16 protein-coding genes are annotated in these 17629 nt (G+C 65.6%); 10 read left to right on the top strand and 6 right to left on the bottom strand.

Annotation, left to right across the window (positions count from 1 at the left end; translation table 11 throughout):
- Window positions 1-1136, bottom strand: a 1136-nt coding sequence (locus DY468_RS14020; RefSeq protein ID WP_164605423.1) for an OpgC domain-containing protein, incomplete at its 3' end; no start/stop codon positions are given.
- A 241-nt stretch (window positions 1137-1377) separates the two neighbouring features.
- On the opposite strand from DY468_RS14020, the gene DY468_RS14025 reads away from it, so the two are divergent.
- The 5 genes from DY468_RS14025 to DY468_RS14045 all read left to right on the top strand — a co-directional run bounded on the left by DY468_RS14025 (window position 1378) and on the right by DY468_RS14045 (window position 7600).
- Window positions 1378-1683 (top strand): ETC complex I subunit, encoded by a 306-nt coding sequence (locus DY468_RS14025; protein ID WP_164605424.1) that lies wholly within the window; start codon window positions 1378-1380, stop codon window positions 1681-1683.
- 199 nt (window positions 1684-1882) lie between these two features.
- Window positions 1883-3487, top strand: coding sequence for a carboxyl transferase domain-containing protein (locus DY468_RS14030; RefSeq protein WP_164605425.1), 1605 nt, complete (start codon window positions 1883-1885; stop codon window positions 3485-3487).
- A 16-nt stretch (window positions 3488-3503) separates the two neighbouring features.
- Window positions 3504-5516: an acetyl/propionyl/methylcrotonyl-CoA carboxylase subunit alpha gene (locus tag DY468_RS14035; protein ID WP_349644280.1), complete on the top strand. Its 2013-nt coding sequence runs from the start codon at window positions 3504-3506 to the stop codon at window positions 5514-5516.
- Window positions 5517-5636: 120 nt separating this feature from the next.
- Window positions 5637-6551 (top strand): hydroxymethylglutaryl-CoA lyase, encoded by a 915-nt coding sequence (locus tag DY468_RS14040; RefSeq protein WP_164605427.1) that lies wholly within the window; start codon window positions 5637-5639, stop codon window positions 6549-6551.
- A gap of 239 nt (window positions 6552-6790) precedes the next feature.
- Complete coding sequence (locus DY468_RS14045) at window positions 6791-7600, top strand: hypothetical protein (protein ID WP_164605428.1); 810 nt, start codon at window positions 6791-6793, stop codon at window positions 7598-7600.
- Window positions 7601-7708: 108 nt separating this feature from the next.
- Here DY468_RS14045 and DY468_RS14050 read toward each other — a convergent pair whose 3' ends face one another.
- The 3 genes from DY468_RS14050 to dctP are packed head-to-tail and all read right to left on the bottom strand — an operon-like array spanning window position 7709 to window position 10631.
- Entirely contained in the window at window positions 7709-9067 is a 1359-nt protein-coding gene (locus DY468_RS14050) for a TRAP transporter large permease (RefSeq protein ID WP_164605429.1), read from the bottom strand.
- Entirely contained in the window at window positions 9064-9615 is a 552-nt protein-coding gene (locus DY468_RS14055) for a TRAP transporter small permease (protein WP_164605430.1), read from the bottom strand. The genes DY468_RS14050 and DY468_RS14055 overlap by 4 nt, the downstream gene beginning before the upstream one ends.
- Window positions 9612-10631, bottom strand: coding sequence for a TRAP transporter substrate-binding protein DctP (gene dctP / locus DY468_RS14060; RefSeq protein WP_164605431.1), 1020 nt, complete (start codon window positions 10629-10631; stop codon window positions 9612-9614). Before dctP ends, DY468_RS14055 begins: the two co-directional genes overlap by 4 nt.
- 280 nt (window positions 10632-10911) lie before the next feature.
- Here dctP and DY468_RS14065 point away from each other — a divergent pair, with 280 nt between their 5' ends.
- From DY468_RS14065 to DY468_RS14075, 3 genes are all read left to right on the top strand, one after another.
- Window positions 10912-11151 (top strand): pentapeptide MXKDX repeat protein, encoded by a 240-nt coding sequence (locus DY468_RS14065; protein ID WP_164605432.1) that lies wholly within the window; start codon window positions 10912-10914, stop codon window positions 11149-11151.
- Window positions 11152-11546: 395 nt separating this feature from the next.
- On the top strand, window positions 11547-14531 hold the full coding sequence (locus DY468_RS14070) for an outer membrane protein (RefSeq protein WP_164605433.1): 2985 nt from the start codon (window positions 11547-11549) through the stop codon (window positions 14529-14531).
- A 178-nt stretch (window positions 14532-14709) separates the two neighbouring features.
- The gene (locus tag DY468_RS14075; RefSeq protein WP_164605434.1) at window positions 14710-15168 is read left to right on the top strand and encodes an FKBP-type peptidyl-prolyl cis-trans isomerase; all 459 of its coding nucleotides are present in this window, start codon (window positions 14710-14712) and stop codon (window positions 15166-15168) included.
- Window positions 15169-15216: 48 nt separating this feature from the next.
- Here the strand turns inward: DY468_RS14075 and DY468_RS14080 are convergent, their stop codons facing one another.
- Window positions 15217-15561: a hypothetical protein gene (locus DY468_RS14080; RefSeq protein ID WP_164605435.1), complete on the bottom strand. Its 345-nt coding sequence runs from the start codon at window positions 15559-15561 to the stop codon at window positions 15217-15219.
- A 219-nt stretch (window positions 15562-15780) separates the two neighbouring features.
- Between DY468_RS14080 and DY468_RS14085 the strand changes: the two genes are divergently transcribed.
- Complete coding sequence (locus DY468_RS14085; RefSeq protein ID WP_164605436.1) at window positions 15781-16587, top strand: threonine/serine exporter family protein; 807 nt, start codon at window positions 15781-15783, stop codon at window positions 16585-16587.
- Entirely contained in the window at window positions 16584-17063 is a 480-nt protein-coding gene (locus tag DY468_RS14090) for a threonine/serine exporter family protein (RefSeq protein ID WP_142882640.1), read from the top strand. Before DY468_RS14085 ends, DY468_RS14090 begins: the two co-directional genes overlap by 4 nt.
- Here the strand turns inward: DY468_RS14090 and DY468_RS14095 are convergent, their stop codons facing one another.
- Entirely contained in the window at window positions 17064-17624 is a 561-nt protein-coding gene (locus tag DY468_RS14095; protein WP_246700978.1) for a hypothetical protein, read from the bottom strand.
- Between the last annotated feature and the right edge of the window lie 5 nt (window positions 17625-17629).

Genomic DNA, 17629 nt, shown 5'->3' on the forward strand with positions numbered 1-17629 from the left:
GGCTTGGGGGCCGGGCGGACGGGCTTGTCCTGCTGCTTCGACCAGGAAATGTAGTACGCGACCAGCGTCATCATCGCGATGCCAGCGGCGCTGACCAGGATCTGCGCCAGCAGTGAACCGGAGCTCATGGTCAGCTCGAAATGCGCCACGAACGACAGGAAGACGCCGACGCAGAACACCGCGAGCGACTGCTGTCCGCACTTGATCAGCGGTTCGAAGATGCGCGATTCCAGTCCCTTCCAGTCCTTTGGCACGAACCGGATCACCAGCACGACGATCACCGCGAAATGCAGGAAGCGGTAGGGTGCGAGGTTGGTCTTATCGTTGGGATTGAAGGCGTCATACAGCCAGCGCGGAAACAGGTCGCCGAATTCCTCGAAACGGCCCGCCATCGTCATGATCAGCGCGAACACCAGATAGGCGATGCAGAACCACAGCATGCCGCGCGAGTTGATCAGCGAACGCGACCGGACCGTGCCGCCGAGTGCGCACCATGCGCCGAACACGAACAACAGCTGCCAGCAGAACGGGTTGAAGTACCAGGTGCCTTCCGGAAACGCCTGCAGATTCCACTCGAAATAGCGGGCGGCGAAATACAGCACGAACGAGCCGATCATCACCGCGTCGGGGCGGCGCAACATCAGCCATAACACCGGCGGGAACAGCCCCATCAGCACGATGTACAGCGGCAGCACGTCGAGATTGACCGGCTTGAATTTCAGCAGTAGCCCTTGGCGGAACGTCTCGCCCGGATTGGCGACGAGACCTGCGATGTTGAACTCGTTGATGATCTCGGGATCGGAAAAGCGCTCCGCCACATAGCCGATCGCGACGATATAGATCACGAACAGCACGATGTGGGCGACGTAGAGCTGCCAGACCCGCTTGGTCAGCCGGGTGCCGCCGACGATGAAGCCGCGCTCCAGCATCATCTTCGCGTAGACGAACGAAGCGGTGTAGCCGGAAATGAACACGAACAGGTCGGCGGCGTCGCTGAACCCCCAGTTGCGGGTCGTGATCCAGTTCACCACGTTGTTCGGGATGTGATCCAGGTAGATCGCCCAGTTGGCAATGCCGCGGAATAGGTCGAGCCGCAGATCGCGCCCTTTGCTGGGCAGAATAGCCTGTATCTCCATGGGGCCGATCGTCCGTATTGTTGCGAGGTCGCCCGCCGGCCTGCGATTGTCACGATGCCGGGGACAGAATATAGGAAATCAGGAAACGAAATCGCTAGGCGACGGAATCTCAATTGGCCGGAACCAACCTCAAAACTCTACGTGATTCCGACCTCGTCCGTTACTCAGCGGAACGTTACACCAGGATCGTCGCTTCCACCAAACCGGCGCAGTGCCGTAGCTCGACAGGCTCGTCTCTTCCATGACCGCACGGATCTACAAGCCCTCCAAGAACGCGATGCAATCCGGGACTGCCAAGACCCGGGAATGGCAGCTCGATTACGAGCCGGAAACGCCGCGCACGATCGAGCCGCTGATGGGCTGGACCTCGTCCTCGGACATGCACCAGCAGGTCAGCCTGCACTTCCAAACCTGTGAGGACGCGGTCGCCTATTGCGAGCGCGAGGGCATTCCATACCAGATCATCGAGCCGAAGGAGCCGGCACGCCGCCGCGCGGCCTACGCCGACAATTTCGCCTTCCGTCGTCCCGAGCCCTGGACGCACTGACCCGGAATTGCAGCCGCGGCAGCTTGCAAGGCCGCGGCGTTCGACGCGGCCGCTCGGCGCAAGCCGCCGGCCGAGAGACCCGGCTATGCGCGTGTTGCGTCGCGCCCGGGCAGGTTAGGGTTGCGCCTGTCGGCCCGGCGATGACACCATGTCTTCAACGCTTCGATCCCGAAGCGAGTCAGAACCTGCCGGAAACGCCATGTCGCTGCATTCCAAGATCGATCCCGGTTCGGCCGATTTCGCGCGCAACGCTGAGGCGATGCGCGCGCTGGTCGCTGAATTGAACGACAAGCTGGTGGCGGTGGCCGCCGGTGGCGGCGAGGCGGCCCGCGCCAAGCACACTGCGCGCGGCAAGCTGCTGCCGCGTGACCGCGTCGATCTGCTGCTCGATCCTGGGACGGCGTTTCTCGAATTGTCGCCGCTCGCGGCCAATGGCCTCTATGGCGGCGATGTGCATTCGGCCTCGATCGTCACTGGCATCGGCCGAGTCGCGGGCCGTGAATGCATGATCGTCGCCAACGACGCGACCGTGAAGGGCGGCACCTATTATCCGCTGACGGTGAAGAAGCATCTGCGCGCGCAGGACATCGCCCGGCAGAACAATCTGCCGTGCATTTACATGGTCGACTCCGGCGGCGCCTTCCTGCCGCAGCAGGACGAGGTGTTTCCCGACGAGCGGCACTTCGGCCGGATCTTCTTCAACCAGGCCAATATGTCGGCGCAGGGCATTCCGCAGATCGCGGTGGTGATGGGTTCGTGCACCGCGGGCGGCGCCTATGTGCCGGCGATGTCGGACGAGAGCATCATCGTCCGTAATCAGGGCACCATCTTCCTCGGCGGCCCGCCGCTGGTGAAGGCGGCGACCGGCGAAGTGGTCTCGGCCGAAGAGCTCGGCGGAGCCGACGTGCACTCGCGGCAGTCCGGCGTCACCGACCATTACGCGCAGAACGACGCCCATGCGATCGGCATCGCGCGAAAAATCGTCGGCACGTTGAAGCCGCCGCAGCGGCCGGTGTTGAACATGCGCGAGCCGAGGGAGCCGCTGTATCCGGCCGAGCAGCTCTACGGCATCGTGCCGGCCGAAAGCCGCAAGCCGTTCGACGTGCGCGACATCATCGCCCGGATCGTCGACGGCTCGGAGTTCGACGAATTCAAAAAGCTCTACGGCCAGACGCTGGTGTGCGGCTTCGCGCATATCTGGGGCTTCCCGGTCGGCATCATCGCCAACAACGGCATCCTGTTCAGCGAGTCTTCGCTGAAAGGCGCGCATTTCATCGAGCTGTGCTGCCAGCGCGGCATTCCGCTGGTGTTCCTGCAGAACATCACCGGCTTCATGGTCGGCAAGAAATACGAGGCCGGCGGCATCGCCCGCGACGGCGCCAAGCTGGTGACCGCGGTCGCGACCGCCAACGTGCCGAAATTCACCGTGGTGATCGGCGGCTCCTACGGCGCCGGCAATTACGGCATGTGCGGGCGGGCTTATTCGCCGCGTTTTCTGTGGATGTGGCCGAACGCGCGGATCTCGGTGATGGGAGGCGAGCAGGCCGCGATGGTGCTGAGCCAGCTCCGCCGCGACAACATCGAGGCCAAGGGCGGTTCGTGGAGCACGGAAGATGAAGAAGAATTCCGCTCTCCGATCCGTGCGCAGTACGAGACGCAAGGCAGCCCATACTATGCGACGGCGCGGCTGTGGGACGACGGCGTGATCGACCCCGCCGACACACGGCTGGTGCTTGGGCTCGGCCTTTCGGCTTCGAGCAATGCGCCGATCGAGCCGACGAAGTTCGGCCTGTTCCGGATGTGATGATCAGGATTTGATGATGGCAAACACGGCCCTGTATCGTCGCTTCCGCACGCTTCTGATCGCCAACCGCGGCGAGATCGCCTGCCGCGTCATCCGCACCGCACGCGCAATGGGTTTGCGGACTGTCGCAGTATATTCCGAGGCCGATGCCGGCGCGCAGCACGTCGCCGAGGCCGACGAGGCTGTGCTGCTCGGCCCGGCGCGGGCCCGCGACAGCTATCTCAACATCGAACGCATCATCCAGGCCGCCAAGCAGAGCGGCGCCGAAGCGGTGCATCCCGGCTACGGTTTCCTGTCCGAGAGCGCCGAGTTCGCACAGGCCTGCGCGGATGCTAGCCTCGTATTCGTTGGGCCGACGCCGGAGATGATCACCGCGATGGGCTCGAAATCGGGCTCCAAGGCGCTGATGGAAAAGGCCGGCGTGCCGCTGGTGCCGGGCTATCACGGCGCCGCGCAGGACGAGGCGACGCTCGCCGCGGCTGCGGACAAGATCGGCTTCCCTGTGCTGGTGAAGGCTTCGGCCGGCGGCGGCGGACGCGGCATGCGGGTGGTGCGCAAGGCCGACGAGCTTGCCGCAGCGATCGTCAGCGCCAAGCGCGAGGCCAAGGCGGCGTTCGGCGACGATACGCTGCTGATCGAGCGCTATGTCGACAATCCGCGCCATATCGAGGTGCAGATCGTCGGCGACAGCCTCGGCAATCTGGTCTCGCTGTTCGAGCGCGAATGCACGCTGCAGCGCCGCCACCAGAAGGTGATCGAAGAAGCCCCGTCACCGACGCTGAGCGCTGCGCAGCGTGAGACTGTGTGCGAAGCAGCCCGCCGCGCGGCCGGCACGGTGAACTATGTCGGCGCCGGCACCATCGAGTTCGTCTCCGACGGCAAGGACGTGTTCTTCATCGAGATGAACACGCGCCTGCAGGTCGAGCATCCGGTGACCGAACTTATCTCGGGCGTCGATCTGGTTGAATGGCAGCTTCGCGTCGCGTTCGGCGAAGCGCTGCCGCTCGAGCAGGGTCAGCTCCGGCTCAATGGCCACGCGATCGAGGCGCGGGTCTATGCCGAGAACCCGGCGAAGAACTTCATGCCGTCGGTCGGCAAGATCACGACCTGGCGCACGCCGGCCGAGGTCGATGGCCTGCGCATCGATGCCGGCTATCGCGGCGGCGACAGCGTGTCGCCGTATTACGACGCGATGCTCGCCAAGGTGATCGCCTGGGCGCCGACCCGTGAGGCGGCGATCGACCGGCTCGACCGCGGGCTGAACGAGACCGACATCCGCGGCGTCGTCACCAACATTCCGTTCCTGTCGGCGCTGATCATGCATCCCGAGGTACGCGCCAACGCGATCGATACCGGCTTCATCGAACGCCATCTCGCAGCGCTCACCGCGGCGCCGAACGCGCTCGGCGATCTCGAACTCGCCGCCGCGGTTGCGGCGATCCTGCGCAGCGAGGATGACGTAGCGAAGGCCGAAGGACCGTCGCCGTGGCGGACGGCAGGCTGGATGCCGGTCGGCCGGCGCCAGCGTACCTTCCTGTTCCGGCGCGGGCAGGGGCACGACCACACCGACCACAACGTGCAGCTCAGCTATGGTGGCGGGGCATCGACGCTGGCGATCGACGGCCGCGAACTGGCGTTTGCGTGGGCCGCAAATGGCGACAGCATCGACGTGTCGCTCGGCGAAGCACGCTCGCGCGTACATGCCGTGGTCGAGGGCGCCGAGTTTTATGTCCGCACCCGCAACGGCCGGTTCGAGCTGCACCTTGTCGATCCGTTCGGCGGTGAGAGCGAGGAGCAGACCGGCGAAGACAAGATTGTCGCGCCGCTGCCCGGCACCGTGGTGGCGCTGCTGGCGGAGGTCGGCGCCAAGCTCGACAAGGGAGCGCCGATCCTCACGCTCGAAGTGATGAAGATGGAGCAGACCCTGCGCGCGCCGTTCGCCGGTACGCTGACGGCGATCAAGTGCAAGGTCGGCGACATTGTCGCTGAAGGTGCCGAGCTGGCCGAGCTCGAGGCCGACGCAGAGTAGCAACTACCACCGTCATGGCCGGGCTCGTCCTGGCCATCCACGCCTTCGGACGTTGATCTGCTGAAAGGCGCGGATGCCCGGCACAAGGCCGAGCATGACGACGTAATACATGGAGGGCGCATGACCGACACCATCCGTATCGTCGAAGTCGGCCCGCGTGATGGCCTGCAGAACGAGAAGACTCCGGTTTCGGTGGCGGACCGGATCGCGTTCGTCGAGGCGCTGGTCGGCGCGGGTCTGTCCACCGTCGAGGTCGGCGCGTTCGTGTCGCCGAAGGCGATCCCGCAGATGGTCGGCTCCGACGAGGTGCTGCGGGCGTCGCTGAAGCTGCCCGGCGAATTCCACGTGCTGGTGCCGAACGAGAAGGGCTATGACGCCGCGCACGCCGCCGGCGCCAAGGTCGTCGCGGTGTTCGCCTCGGCGTCGGAAGGGTTTTCCCGCGCCAACATCAACTGCTCGGTCGCTGAGTCGATCGAGCGGTTCAGGCCGGTGATTGCGCGAGCGCAAGCGGACGGCGTCAAGGTGCGCGGCTACATCTCCTGCGTGCTCGGTTGTCCGTTCGACGGCAACGTGCCGGTGCAGGCGGTGGTCGATGCAGCGACCACGCTGTGGGACCTCGGGTGCTACGAGATCTCGCTCGGCGACACCATCGGGGTCGGCACCCCGAAAAAAGTCCGAGAGCTGCTACGCGCCTGTGCCGAGGCGATCCCGATGCAGAACCTCGCGATGCACTTCCACGACACTTATGGTCAGGCGCTCGCCAATCTCTATGCCGGGCTGGAAGAGGGCGCCCGCGTGATCGACAGCGCCGCCGGCGGCCTCGGCGGCTGCCCCTATGCGCCGGGCGCCACCGGCAACGTTGCGACCGAAGATGTGCTCTACATGCTGGAAGGCATGGGCGTGCCGATGGGCGTCGACATGGACAGGCTGATTGCCGCGACCAACAGCGTCGCCGCACTGCTCGGCCGCCCGCCGGTCAGCCGCGTCGTCAATGCGCTGAACGCGAAGAACAAGCGGGTGCGCACAGCGTCCTAAGTCGCGCGGACCCAGGCCAGTCTAGAACAATTCTCAGGCAAGGCGGGTCGCCTCGATCCGGTCGAAGACGGTCGCGTTAATTCATTCTTAACGATGCGCGCCTGAAGATACCCGTATCATTTGATACTCGAATTTGGCGAATCGACCCCGTTTCATCTACCGGGTCAGCGGCGCGGCCAGGGAGGCCCATCATGACGACGATCGCTCCCACGCTTCCGGACCTTTCGGCGATCAAGACCGTGATCGGCGTGCAGAACGCTACCAGCGACAGCGTGATCTCCGGGCTCAGCAGCGGGAGCTTTGCGGCTCCGGGCGCAGCGGCGTCGAGCCGCGCCGGTTCTGCGACGATCGTGGATCTGTCAGATAACGCCAAGGCAGTGCTGGCGAGGAACGCGGCCGATCAAGTCGCGGCCAAGAAGCTCGCGGCCCAGGTCGAAGCGTCGAGGTCAAACAACAAGGGCTCGGTCTCGTCGGACAAAGCGTCATCCAAGAACAAATCGATCTTCGATCAAATCCACGATCTCGGAAACGGGCTGAAAGGTTCGACAGACCAAACCAGCGCGGGGGCCAGCGTCCTGTCTGGTACGCCGATCTGGCAACAGGAGGGCAGCGCGGACAATATCGCCATCCTGGAGGCCGGCGCAAAGCTCTACAACAATGCGCAGGCGATGCAGGATCTGGCCAAGAACGGCGGCCAATTCGCGAGCTCGACCGAAGGCCAGGTGGTGTCCGACGACGTCATGTTCGTCTTTGCAACGCACTCGGCCATCGCCAGTCACATCACCGCGCTTCAGGACAAGGGCATGACCGAGCAGGCGCAGTCGCTCAGCGATGCGCTGCAGAACGGCACGCTCAAATTCCAGAAGGCGTCCGACGTGCCTGACCTCAACATGCAGTCGTGGGCGGTCCATTTTGCCGACGCCGGTGGCGGCGGGACGATGGGGTCGACCAGTGTGAAGCCGACGGGTGATACCAAGGCGGCGATCGATGGCGGCAAAGCGCTGGCTTTGAGCATGGGTAATCGCGGCGACTTCTACGTCACGTGGTAGTGACCGGCAGGGTGGGTTAGCGCCGTGGGCGCGTAACCCACCATCTGGTTTCTGGTGCGGCGAGGGGAGGTGGGTTGCGGCGCGAGTGCGCCTAATCCATCCAGAGAATTATCTGAGGCTCTCCGGCCCCATCACCAGATCCGGCAGCCAGGTCGAGATGCCGGGCACCAGGCACAGCAGCAGCACCGCGAACATCATCAGCAGCACGAACGGCAGCGTGCCCCAGATCACCTCGGACAGCGGGATGTCGGGGGCGACGTTGCGGATGACGAAGATGTTGAGGCCGACCGGCGGATGGATCAGGCCCATCTCCATCACGATGGTCATCACCACGCCGAACCAGATGATGTCGAAGCCGGCGGCGCGCAGCGGCGGCAGGATGATCGGCGCGGTCATCAGGATGATCGACACCGGCGGCAGGAAGAAGCCGAGCACCACGACCAGCGCCAGGATCGCCACCAACAGCCCCCAGCGCGGCAGCTGCATCGCCACGACCGCCTCGGCTGCCGACTGCGAGATGTGCAGATAGCTCATCACGTAGGAGTACAGCAGCGACATGCCGATGATCATCATCAGCATAGTGGATTCGCGCACCGTCGAGATCATGATCGGCGACAGGTCGGAAGGCTTCCATACCCCGTAGATCAGCGCGATCAACGCCAACGCCAATAGGCCGCCGAGGCCGGCGGTTTCCGACGGCGTCGCGTAACCGCCGTACAGCGCGATCATCACGCCGGTGAGCAGGATCACGAACGGAAGCACCCGCGGCAGCGCTCCGAAGCGCTGCGCCATGGTGTAGTGCTCGCGAGTCAAAATCGCGGACTCCTTGCCGGTCTGCTCGTACAGCGCCTTGGCGGCGGCGTATTCGCTGCGAAACCGCCACACCGCGTACAGCCCGAACAGCGTCACCAGCAGCAGGCCCGGTCCGATGCCGGCGAGGAACAGCCGGCCGAGGGACTTCTCGGCCGCCACCGCGAACAGGATCATCGTCACCGACGGCGGCAGCAGAATGCCGAGCGTACCGCCAGCGGCGATGATGCCGGCCGCGAAGCCGCCGGAATAACCGCGCTTGCGCATCTCCGGAATGCCGGCGGAGCCGATCGCCGAGCAGGTCGCGGGTGAGGAGCCGGCCATCGCGGCGAACAGCGCGCAGGCGAACACGTTGGCGACGCCGAGGCCGCCGGGCACGCGATGCAGCCAGGCGTGCAGCGCCGAATACAGGTCCTGGCCGGCGCGCGACTTGCCGATCGCCGCGCCCTTCAGGATGAACAGCGGGATCGACAGCAGCGTGATCGAGGCCATCTCCTCGTAGACGTTCTGCGTCACCGTATCGAGCGAGGCGTGCGGCATGTAGATCGCCATGAACACCAGCGCGACGGCGCCGAGCGCAAATGCGATCGGCATGCCGGAGAACATCGCGACCAGCGTGGCGAGGCCGTAGCTGATACCAATACCGAGGACTGTCACGCGCGCTTCGTCCTGCCGAAGGAGTTCACGATCTGCACCGCGATCTGGAGGCACAGCAGCGTCATGCCGGCGGCCATCAGCGCGTAGGGGATGGCGAGCGGCGGAGACCAGATCGAATTCGAAACCTGGCCGTCGACATAGGCCTCGTGCGTCAGCGTCCAGGATTTCCAGGCGAAGAAGCCGCAGAAGGCGAGGCTGGCGATGTCGACCAGCAGCAGCCGGACTCGGTTCACCGCGGGCGGCAGCAGGCCGGTGAACGCTTCGATGCCGATATGGCCGCGCTGGCTCTGCACGAAGGCGGCGGTGAGGAAGGTGGCGCCGACCAGCAGGAACACCGCGGCCTCATCCTGCCAGTAGGTCGCGCTGTGGAACAGGCTGCGCACTGCCACGCTGTAGCTGAGGATGCCGCAGGCGACCACCAGTGCGATCGCCGCCAGCACCAGGATCGCGCGGTTGATCAGCGCCAGCACATGGCCGAGCGGGCCGCCGGTCTCGCGCTGCGCGGCGCTGGTCGGATCCGGCTGGCCCGGCACGGGTCCGTGCATCATGCCGCGTCGGTCGCGAGCTTGAGCAGGTTGGCGCAGGTCGCGGTCTTCTTGCCGTAGTCCTTCCACGCGGTATCGCGCGCGATTGCGGCCCACTTCTCGACCGTGGCGGCGTCGAGCTTGTCGACCTTGGCGCCGGCCTTCTCGTACACCTTTGCGACTTCGATATCGTCGGCCTGGGCGCCTTGCTTGCCGAACGCTTCGAGCTCGGCGCCGACCGATAGGATGATGTCCTGATGGTTCTTCGGCAGCTTGTCGAAGATCGCCTTCGACATCATCAGCGGCTCGAGCATGAACCAGTAGGACGCGTCGGCGCCCGAGGTCAGATGCTTGGCGACTTCTTCGAGGCGGAACGAGATCAGGCTGGTGGACGAGGTGATGCCGGCATCGCAGGCGCCGGTCTGCATTGCGGCGTAAATCTCGTTGGAGGGCACCGACAGCACCGCGGCGCCGGCCTGCTGCAACACCATGTCCATCTCGCGCGAGCCGCCGCGAACCTTGAGGCCCTTGGCGTCATCGGGCGACAGCAGCGCCTTGGAGCGGCTGGCGACGCCGCCGGCCTGCCATACCCATGTGACCAGCACGATGCCCTTGTCGGCGAGGAAATCGGTCAGCGCCTTGCCGACCGGCTTGTTCTTCCACGACAGGCCCTGGTCGTAGGTCGAAACCAGCCCGGGCATCAGGCCGATATTGGTCTCCGGCACTTCGCCGCCGGCATAAGGCATCGGATATAGCGACAGGTCGAGCGCGCCTTTGCGCATCGCCGAGAACTGCGCGTTGGTCTTGATCAGCGATGAGCCGGGATAGACTTCGCCGACCAGTTCGCCGCCGGAGCGCTTGCCGATTTCCTCGGCGAACTTGCGGCACAGCCGGTCGCGGAAGTCGCCTTTGTCGATGGTGCCGCCGGGAAACTGATGCGAGATCTTCAGCGTCGTTGCCGCTCGAGCTGTGCCTGTTCCGAATTTGAGGACGGCCGGTGCAGCCAGGGCGGAGACGAGGAGGTGGCGGCGTGACAGCATCGTTTCTCTCCCGATCATTATCTGTTGCTTGAATCGCTAGGGCATCGGTCGCGCGATGGTCAAGGCATGATGCGGCAAACTGGCCCGATTGCTCCGATTTGTTAGTTGCAGTGCGGTAGACGACTTGCTGCGATGCACGCGAGTCCGGAGAGGCGATGACGGTTCCGCTGCACGATGCGCGAGAATAATTTCGGTCCGATGTAACACGCGGCCGTTCGCCAACGTCGAGGAAGAGGGCGGCATTCGCCGGCCCGATCGATTTCGACAAGGATCACATCACATGACCCGCATCCGCCTCGCTTCCGCCGTCGCTCTGGCCGTGTTCTCCGCCGGTCTCGCTGCGGCTCCCGCTGCCTACGCCATGGACAAGATGGAGAAGAAAGACGGCATGTCCAAAGACTCGATGTCCAAGGACTCCATGTCCAAGGACGGCATGAAGAAGGACACCATGGCGAAGGACGGCATGCACAAGGACGGCATGTCGAAGGACCACATGTCGAAGGATCAAATGAAGAAGTAATTCCCGCGCGACGCAGTCGGAGCAAGAGAACGACCGCCGATCAGTCGGCGGCGAGCAGCCGCAGCGTGGCGCGGAAGCCGGCGCTGCGGCTGCCGATCAGCGACGTACCGGACACTTCCGGACGATCGCGCGCGAGGCGGCCGGTGAAGCCGGTCGTCACGTCGTGCCTGGCGGACAGCGGCCGTCCTGGCGTCTCGCTTTAGGGCGTGGTGCCGTGACGCGGGCTTTATCGCGGTCGGCGTTCTCACAATGGGCCGTGCGACCTGTACAATGGTGTGTAGAATGCAGCTTTGCTGTGTTTTACGCGGTCTCCATGTGCGCGCGGCCGTAGAGTTCCGCCAGAGAATCATGTTGCCCTGCACCGGGTGGTGCGCCTACGGGCCGAGGGGGGCGGTATGAGAAAATTCTCAGTGTGGCTGAGCATTGGTTCAGTGGTGGGCGTTTCGTGCGGTCCGGCCGCTGCGGCCGATTTGCCGTTCAACAACGTCCGGTCGCCCACAGCGGTCGCAACCGACTGGACCGGCTTTTACATCGGCAGCCACGTTGGCGGCGCCGCTTCGGATAGTGCCTGGAACAGCATCGCGGGCGGGGGCTCTGCGCTGGCGGGAGCGGCCTTCTATGGCCACGGCGTCAGCGGCAATGCGATCACGGGCGTCCAGGCCGGCTACAATGCGCAGTTCGGCCGCACCGTCGTCGGCATCGAGGGCGACGCCAGCTTCGGTTCCATCAACGGCCTGGCGCGGTGCCTGCGTGGCGCTTTTGCCTGTACCACCCGGATCGACGAGCTGTGGACGCTCGCGGCGCGCTTCGGCTATGCCGCCGGCGATCTGCTGCTCTACGGCAAGGCGGGCGCCGCCTGGGCCGATGTGCATCGCCGCATGGCCAGCGGCAACTTCGTCAATGTCCTCGAAGCGTCCGAGATCCGCACCGGCTGGCTGGTCGGCGTCGGTGCCGAATACGCCTTCCTGCCGGGCTTGTCGGGTAAGATCGAGTACAACTACGCAGATTTCGGCAATCGCTCGCTGACGATGGCCGATCAGTTCGGCGGAGTATCGGACGTCTCGATCGGCCAGACCGCGCATCTGGTCAAGGTCGGTCTCAACTATCGCCTCGGCGCAGCGTCGGTCAGTGCCGCGCCGCTTCCCGGCGTGCCGTTGCCGCAGTGGAGCTGGACCGGGATCTATCTCGGCGTCCACGCCGGCGGCGCCTTCGGCCGCAACGACTGGGACTCGGCAACAGGTGCCTTGCTCGCCGCATCGTCGTCGGGCGGCTTCCCCGGCGGCGGCGATAGTTCGGGTCTGTTTGGCGGCGGGCAGATCGGGGCGAACTATCAGATCGGCCGGTGGGTCGCCGGCGTCGAAGCGTCCGCATCCGCGGCCGATATCGGCGGCTACGCCAAATGCGCAACCGATATCGGGTCACAAGGCAGTTTCACCTGCCACAACTCGGTCTCTTCACTCGGCATGATCACGGGTCGGCTCGGCCAGACCTGGGGTAACCTGTTGATCTACGGCAAGGCCGGCGCGGCGTGGGCGAGCGGCAGCAGCGATGCTCAGCGCGCGAGGATCGCCAACCGTTTCACCGAAAGCGGGACGCGGTGGGGCTGGGTCACCGGCACCGGCCTCGAATACGCGCTCAGCTCGAACCTGTCGGCGTTCGTCGAGTACGATCACGTCGACCTCGGCACCGCCGACACATCCTACGTCGATCAGTTCGGCAACGCATCCAATGTCGGATTCAAGCAGAAGTTCGATCTGGTCAAGGCGGGCTTGAACTACCGGCTCGGCTCCGGCGCGCCGACGCTCGGCAGCGACGCGCCGCTGTTCGTCAAAGCCGCAGCGCTGCCGCTCGGCTGGCAGGTCGAAGCCGGCACCCGCTATTGGGGCAGCTCGGGGCGGATGCAGAAGGATCTGAACAGCAACGTTCTGCCGAGCCGGCTGAATTCGCGGCTGATCTATGGCGATCAGACCGGTCATTCGCTCGAAGCGTTCGTGCGTGTCGATCATGCGTCGGGTCTGTTCGCCAAGGCGAACCTCGGCCTCGGTCATCTCGTCGACGGGCAGCTCAACGACGAAGACTTCCCCAGCCAGGTGACCTATTCCAACACGATTTCGGAAATGCGCGACGGCCGCCTGTCGTTCGGCAGCGCCGACATCGGCTACAATTTCATCAACGATGGCGGGCGCAAGCTCGGCGGCTTCGTCGGCTATCGTTCGTTCTACCAGACCGGCAACGGCTTCGGCTGCCTTCAGATCGCGACCGACTTCGCCACCTGTGGGGTTCCGTTTCCCACCAACTATCTCGGTCTCAGCGAGACCGAATCCTGGCGCGGGGTCGCGCTCGGCATCAACGTCCGGGCGCCGTTGACCGAACGACTGCGGCTCGAGGTCGACGCGGCCTATCTGCCTTACGTCAACCGCGCCGGCTTCGACAATCACTGGTTCCGCGCCGACATCAATCCGCAGTCCGAGGTCGGCCACGGTTGGGGCACGCAGTTCGAGGCGATCCTGTCCTACGCCGTCACCGACCGCTTCAGCGTCGGCGTCGGCGGCCGCTATTGGTACTTCGCGACGGACAGTGCCAGCACGGTCTTCCCGGGGGCGACTGTCGCCGCGCCGATGCAGTTCTATTCGGAGCGTTACGGCGGCTTCTTGCAGACCTCGTACAAGTTCGGCGATATCGATGGCGCCGGCACTGCGGAGCGCGGCATCACCAAGGCGCCCCCGATCGCGGTCGCCAATTGGACCGGCGTTTATGTCGGCGCCAGCGTCGGCTCGGGCTGGGGCCGCACCACCTATGCGGATCCATTCCCGACTCCGACGACGGGCGACCGCGTCGACCTCGGCGGCGCGCTGCTCGGCGGCCAGATCGGCGTGAACTATCAGGTCGGCGACCTCGTTGCCGGCGTCGAAGCCTCGGCGAACTGGGCCAACATCCGCGGCACCGACACCTGCTTCGGCGCTTTCCCCAATCCGGTCTTCGCCGGTTTCAACTGCGGCAGCAGGATCGACGCGATCGGCGCCTTCACGGCGCGCGGCGGCTATGCGATCGATCGCACGCTGCTTTACGTCAAAGGCGGTGCGGCCTGGGATCGCCAGCAGGATCAGTTCAATCTCGTCGGCGTCGGAGGCCCGGTGATATCGAACACCAGCACCAATTGGGGCTGGACCGTCGGCGGCGGCCTCGAATATGCGCTGGCGCCGTCGTGGTCGATGGCGCTGGAGTACAAGTACTTCGACTTCGGCGCATCCTCGGCGTTCGGCGCCTCGCCGCCGCTGCCGTTGTCCGGCATCGATTTCGCGCCGGCGAGCAACAAGCTGCAGACCGTATCGCTCGGCGTGAACTACAAATTCGGAGCGTGGCCGTTCGCCAGAGATTGAGGGCGATGATCGCGGCCCGGTGCGGAGCCGGGCCGCGAGCGCTTTCGGAAGCGGGGCAGGCGACCGCGCGTTGCGGTGCGCCGGATCTGTCGTTGCTGCCTCGGTTGTGAGATCGGCGCCGAGCGGCTACAACCGTGGCTCACCGCGACCGACGTCGATCTTCCCGAAGGACAATCCGATGCGTTTCGCTTTTCCCGCCGGCGCTGTGCTGGCTTTGGCCGTTGCTGTGCTGTCTCCCGCCGCGGCCCTGATGTCGAGCACCCCCGCCATGTCCGAATCCGCCAAGACCGTCACCACGCCGTCCGGCCTGCAGATCATCGACACCCAGGTCGGCACCGGCGCGTCGCCGGCGCGCGGCCAGATCTGCGTGATGCACTACACCGGCTGGCTGTACGAGAACGGCGCCAAGACCCGCAAGTTCGACTCCTCGGTCGACCGCAACGAGCCGTTCGAATTCCCGATCGGGATGGGCCGGGTGATCAAGGGCTGGGACGAGGGCGTCTCGACCATGAAGGTCGGCGGCAAGCGCACGCTGATCATTCCGCCGGAGCTCGGCTACGGCGCGCGTGGAGCAGGCGGCGTGATCCCGCCGAACGCGACCCTGATCTTCGATGTGGAACTGCTCGGCCTCAAGTGAAGCCGTCGATGCGATGGCCCGGTGCGAGCCGGGCCATCGACGCCGCACTCAGGGACGGCCGCAATACATCAGCACGCTGTTGGCGCCCATGCCGCAGGTCGCGGTCAGCTTGCCGCCTGCGAGCTTGAGGTTGTCGGCGAAACGGGCCTTGGTGCCGCTGACGCAAAACGCCGACAACGGCGTCTCGTCGTCGCCGCAGGACACCGGGCAGCCATCGGACGAGCACGACGTCGAGGTCACCGTCTTGATCGGACTCACCGGCACGGCCGGGACGCTCGCCGCGGTCTGTTCAGGCGCCTCCGCGGTGGGGACGGACTCGGAATTGAATTGGCGCGCGCCGAATATCACTGCGGCAACTGCGATGCAGGCGATGATCAATGTCGAGAACTTCATCTTCAACTCCATTCTTCGAATTGGCGGCAGCCGAGGCCGCGCCGAGCATAGACCTGCATTGCGCAATTGGAAGCATTCAACGCCAACGCTGTTAACTCGGCACTGATACCGCGCAAATGGTAACATGCGACCGCGATTAGTTGCGGCGTGGTATACGTTGCATGCGCGCGGCGAAGCGATCCCGCTTTTGCCCACCTTCGATCTATAAAGCGATCCACCATGACGACGATTGAGCCCGATCCCGCCGACCTCGAACCGATCCACCCGTATTCGCTGGCGCGGATCTCGCATGTGGCGCTGCGGGCGGGGGCGGTGTTGGCGCAGAGCGGGGCGTCGGTGCGCGTTGTGCATGAGGGCGCGCGGATGGTGGCGGAGGGGCTGGGCGTGGAGGTGCTGGGGATGCGCTCCGGCTACGCCTCGTTCGAGATCACGCTGGCGCGCGGCCACCACAGCATCACCCGCATGATGCAGATCGGCCCGCACGGCGTGAACCACCGGCTCGACTTCGCGGTGCGCGAGCTGCTGAAGCGCGCCTCGCAAGGCGACATGACGCCGGATGCGATCGAGGCCGAGCTGAAGCGGCTGCAGAAGGATACGCCGCGGCATCCACCGTGGCTGGTGGCGATCGCCACCGGCGCCGCCTGCGCGGCGTTCGGCCGGCTGCTCGGCTCCGACTGGCTGTCGTTCGGGCCGGTGCTGGCCGCGGCCAGCATCGGGCAGAGCGTGCGACATCTGCTGCTCGGCCGCCGCTTCAACGTGTTCGTGGTCGCGGCGATCGTCGGCTGCATCTCGGCGGCGCTCGGCGGCCTCGGTGCGCGGCTGATCGGCAGCTCCACCACCGAGCTCGCCATGATGGCGTCGATCCTGCTGCTGGTGCCGGGCGTGCCGTCCACCAACGCCCAGACCGACGTGATGGACGGCTATCCGACCATGGGCAGCGCCCGCGCCGTCACCGTGATCATGATCATGGTGTTCGCCGTCACCGGGCTGTGGCTGGCCGAATTCGTGCTGAGGATTCACACATGACCGCGACCTGGATCGCGATGCTGCCGCATCTGGCGCATCAGGCCGCGTTCGGCGCGCTGGCGGCGGCCGGCTTCGGCGTGCTGTTCAATTTCGGCTGGCGCACGCTCGCCTGGTGCGCGGTTGCCGGCGCCCTGGCGCTGGCGGTCCGTACCGTGGTGCAGCAGACCGGCGGCAGCCTGGAGGCCGCGACCTTCGCGGCGGCCTTCGTCACCTCGTTCACCGCGATCCTGGCGCTGCGCTGGCTCGGCCCGGCCTGCAACGCGGTGGCGCTGGCCGGCTGCATTCCGATGGTGCCGGGCGCGTTCTTCGGTCAGGCGATGCTCGGCTACATGGCGGTCGCCGCCGACACCACCGGCTCCTCGACCGCGCAGATCGTCGCGGCCTCGCAGGCGTTCGTGCGCGTGCTGTCGATCGTCGGCGCGATCGGGGCGGGGCTGGCGATCCCCGCGTATCTGTTGAAGAGCCGGCAGTTCTGATCAGCGCCCGGTGCCGGGCCAGGCCACCGAGCGCGCCACGCCGCTCGCCAGCCGTCCGGCATTGCGGCCCTCGACGATGCTGCCGTCATGGCTGCTGGCCTGGATCAGCGACACCCGGCCGCCGGGATCGATGCGGAATTTGCGGCGGTCGCGATAGCCGGTGCCGTCGAGCAGCCCGTAATCGGTCGTCAGCCAGACCGTCGATGTGGTGGCCGCACCGTCGGTCCACACCGGATCGGTGATCTCGTCGACCTTGAAGGCCCAGAACTTATAGCTGTGCGCCTGGCCGAACGAGCGGACGCGGACGATCTCCGCTTTCAGATGCAGAATGGCTCGGGCTTGGGACTGGTCCACGCGATCTCGAATGCTTGCCGGAATGCAGATCGGTATCCGATTCTGCCACAGGGCCGCTGCCGCGTCATGCGAGCGGGGCCGCCGGTAAAAGGCGGACTGCAGCTCGGCCGCGATTACCCGGGTGGGGACATCCTGCTGATAGGTTTGTCCCTGCGTCTCAGGTGCGGCTTTGGCGGCCCGCAGCGGCTTGAATTCCCCTTGGAACACGGTGC

Source organism: Rhodopseudomonas sp. BR0M22 (assembly GCF_010907035.1).
In the GTDB taxonomy this organism is placed as follows: domain Bacteria; phylum Pseudomonadota; class Alphaproteobacteria; order Rhizobiales; family Xanthobacteraceae; genus Rhodopseudomonas.

Bases quoted from the DNA above. Each gene is read 5' to 3' on its own strand.
- DY468_RS14025 (WP_164605424.1), top strand. From the start codon at position 1,378: ATGACCGCACGGATCTACAAGCCCTCCAAGAACGCGATGCAATCCGGG.
- DY468_RS14085 (WP_164605436.1), top strand. From the start codon at position 15,781: ATGACGACGATTGAGCCCGATCCCGCCGACCTCGAACCGATCCACCCG.
- DY468_RS14090 (WP_142882640.1), top strand. From the start codon at position 16,584: ATGACCGCGACCTGGATCGCGATGCTGCCGCATCTGGCGCATCAGGCC.
- DY468_RS14065 (WP_164605432.1), top strand. From the start codon at position 10,912: ATGACCCGCATCCGCCTCGCTTCCGCCGTCGCTCTGGCCGTGTTCTCC.
- DY468_RS14040 (WP_164605427.1), top strand. From the start codon at position 5,637: ATGACCGACACCATCCGTATCGTCGAAGTCGGCCCGCGTGATGGCCTG.
- DY468_RS14055 (WP_164605430.1), bottom strand. From the start codon at position 9,615: ATGATGCACGGACCCGTGCCGGGCCAGCCGGATCCGACCAGCGCCGCG.
- dctP (WP_164605431.1), bottom strand. From the start codon at position 10,631: ATGCTGTCACGCCGCCACCTCCTCGTCTCCGCCCTGGCTGCACCGGCC.
- DY468_RS14030 (WP_164605425.1), top strand. From the start codon at position 1,883: ATGTCGCTGCATTCCAAGATCGATCCCGGTTCGGCCGATTTCGCGCGC.
- DY468_RS14035 (WP_349644280.1), top strand. From the start codon at position 3,504: ATGGCAAACACGGCCCTGTATCGTCGCTTCCGCACGCTTCTGATCGCC.
- DY468_RS14070 (WP_164605433.1), top strand. From the start codon at position 11,547: ATGAGAAAATTCTCAGTGTGGCTGAGCATTGGTTCAGTGGTGGGCGTT.
- DY468_RS14080 (WP_164605435.1), bottom strand. From the start codon at position 15,561: ATGAAGTTCTCGACATTGATCATCGCCTGCATCGCAGTTGCCGCAGTG.
- DY468_RS14075 (WP_164605434.1), top strand. From the start codon at position 14,710: ATGCGTTTCGCTTTTCCCGCCGGCGCTGTGCTGGCTTTGGCCGTTGCT.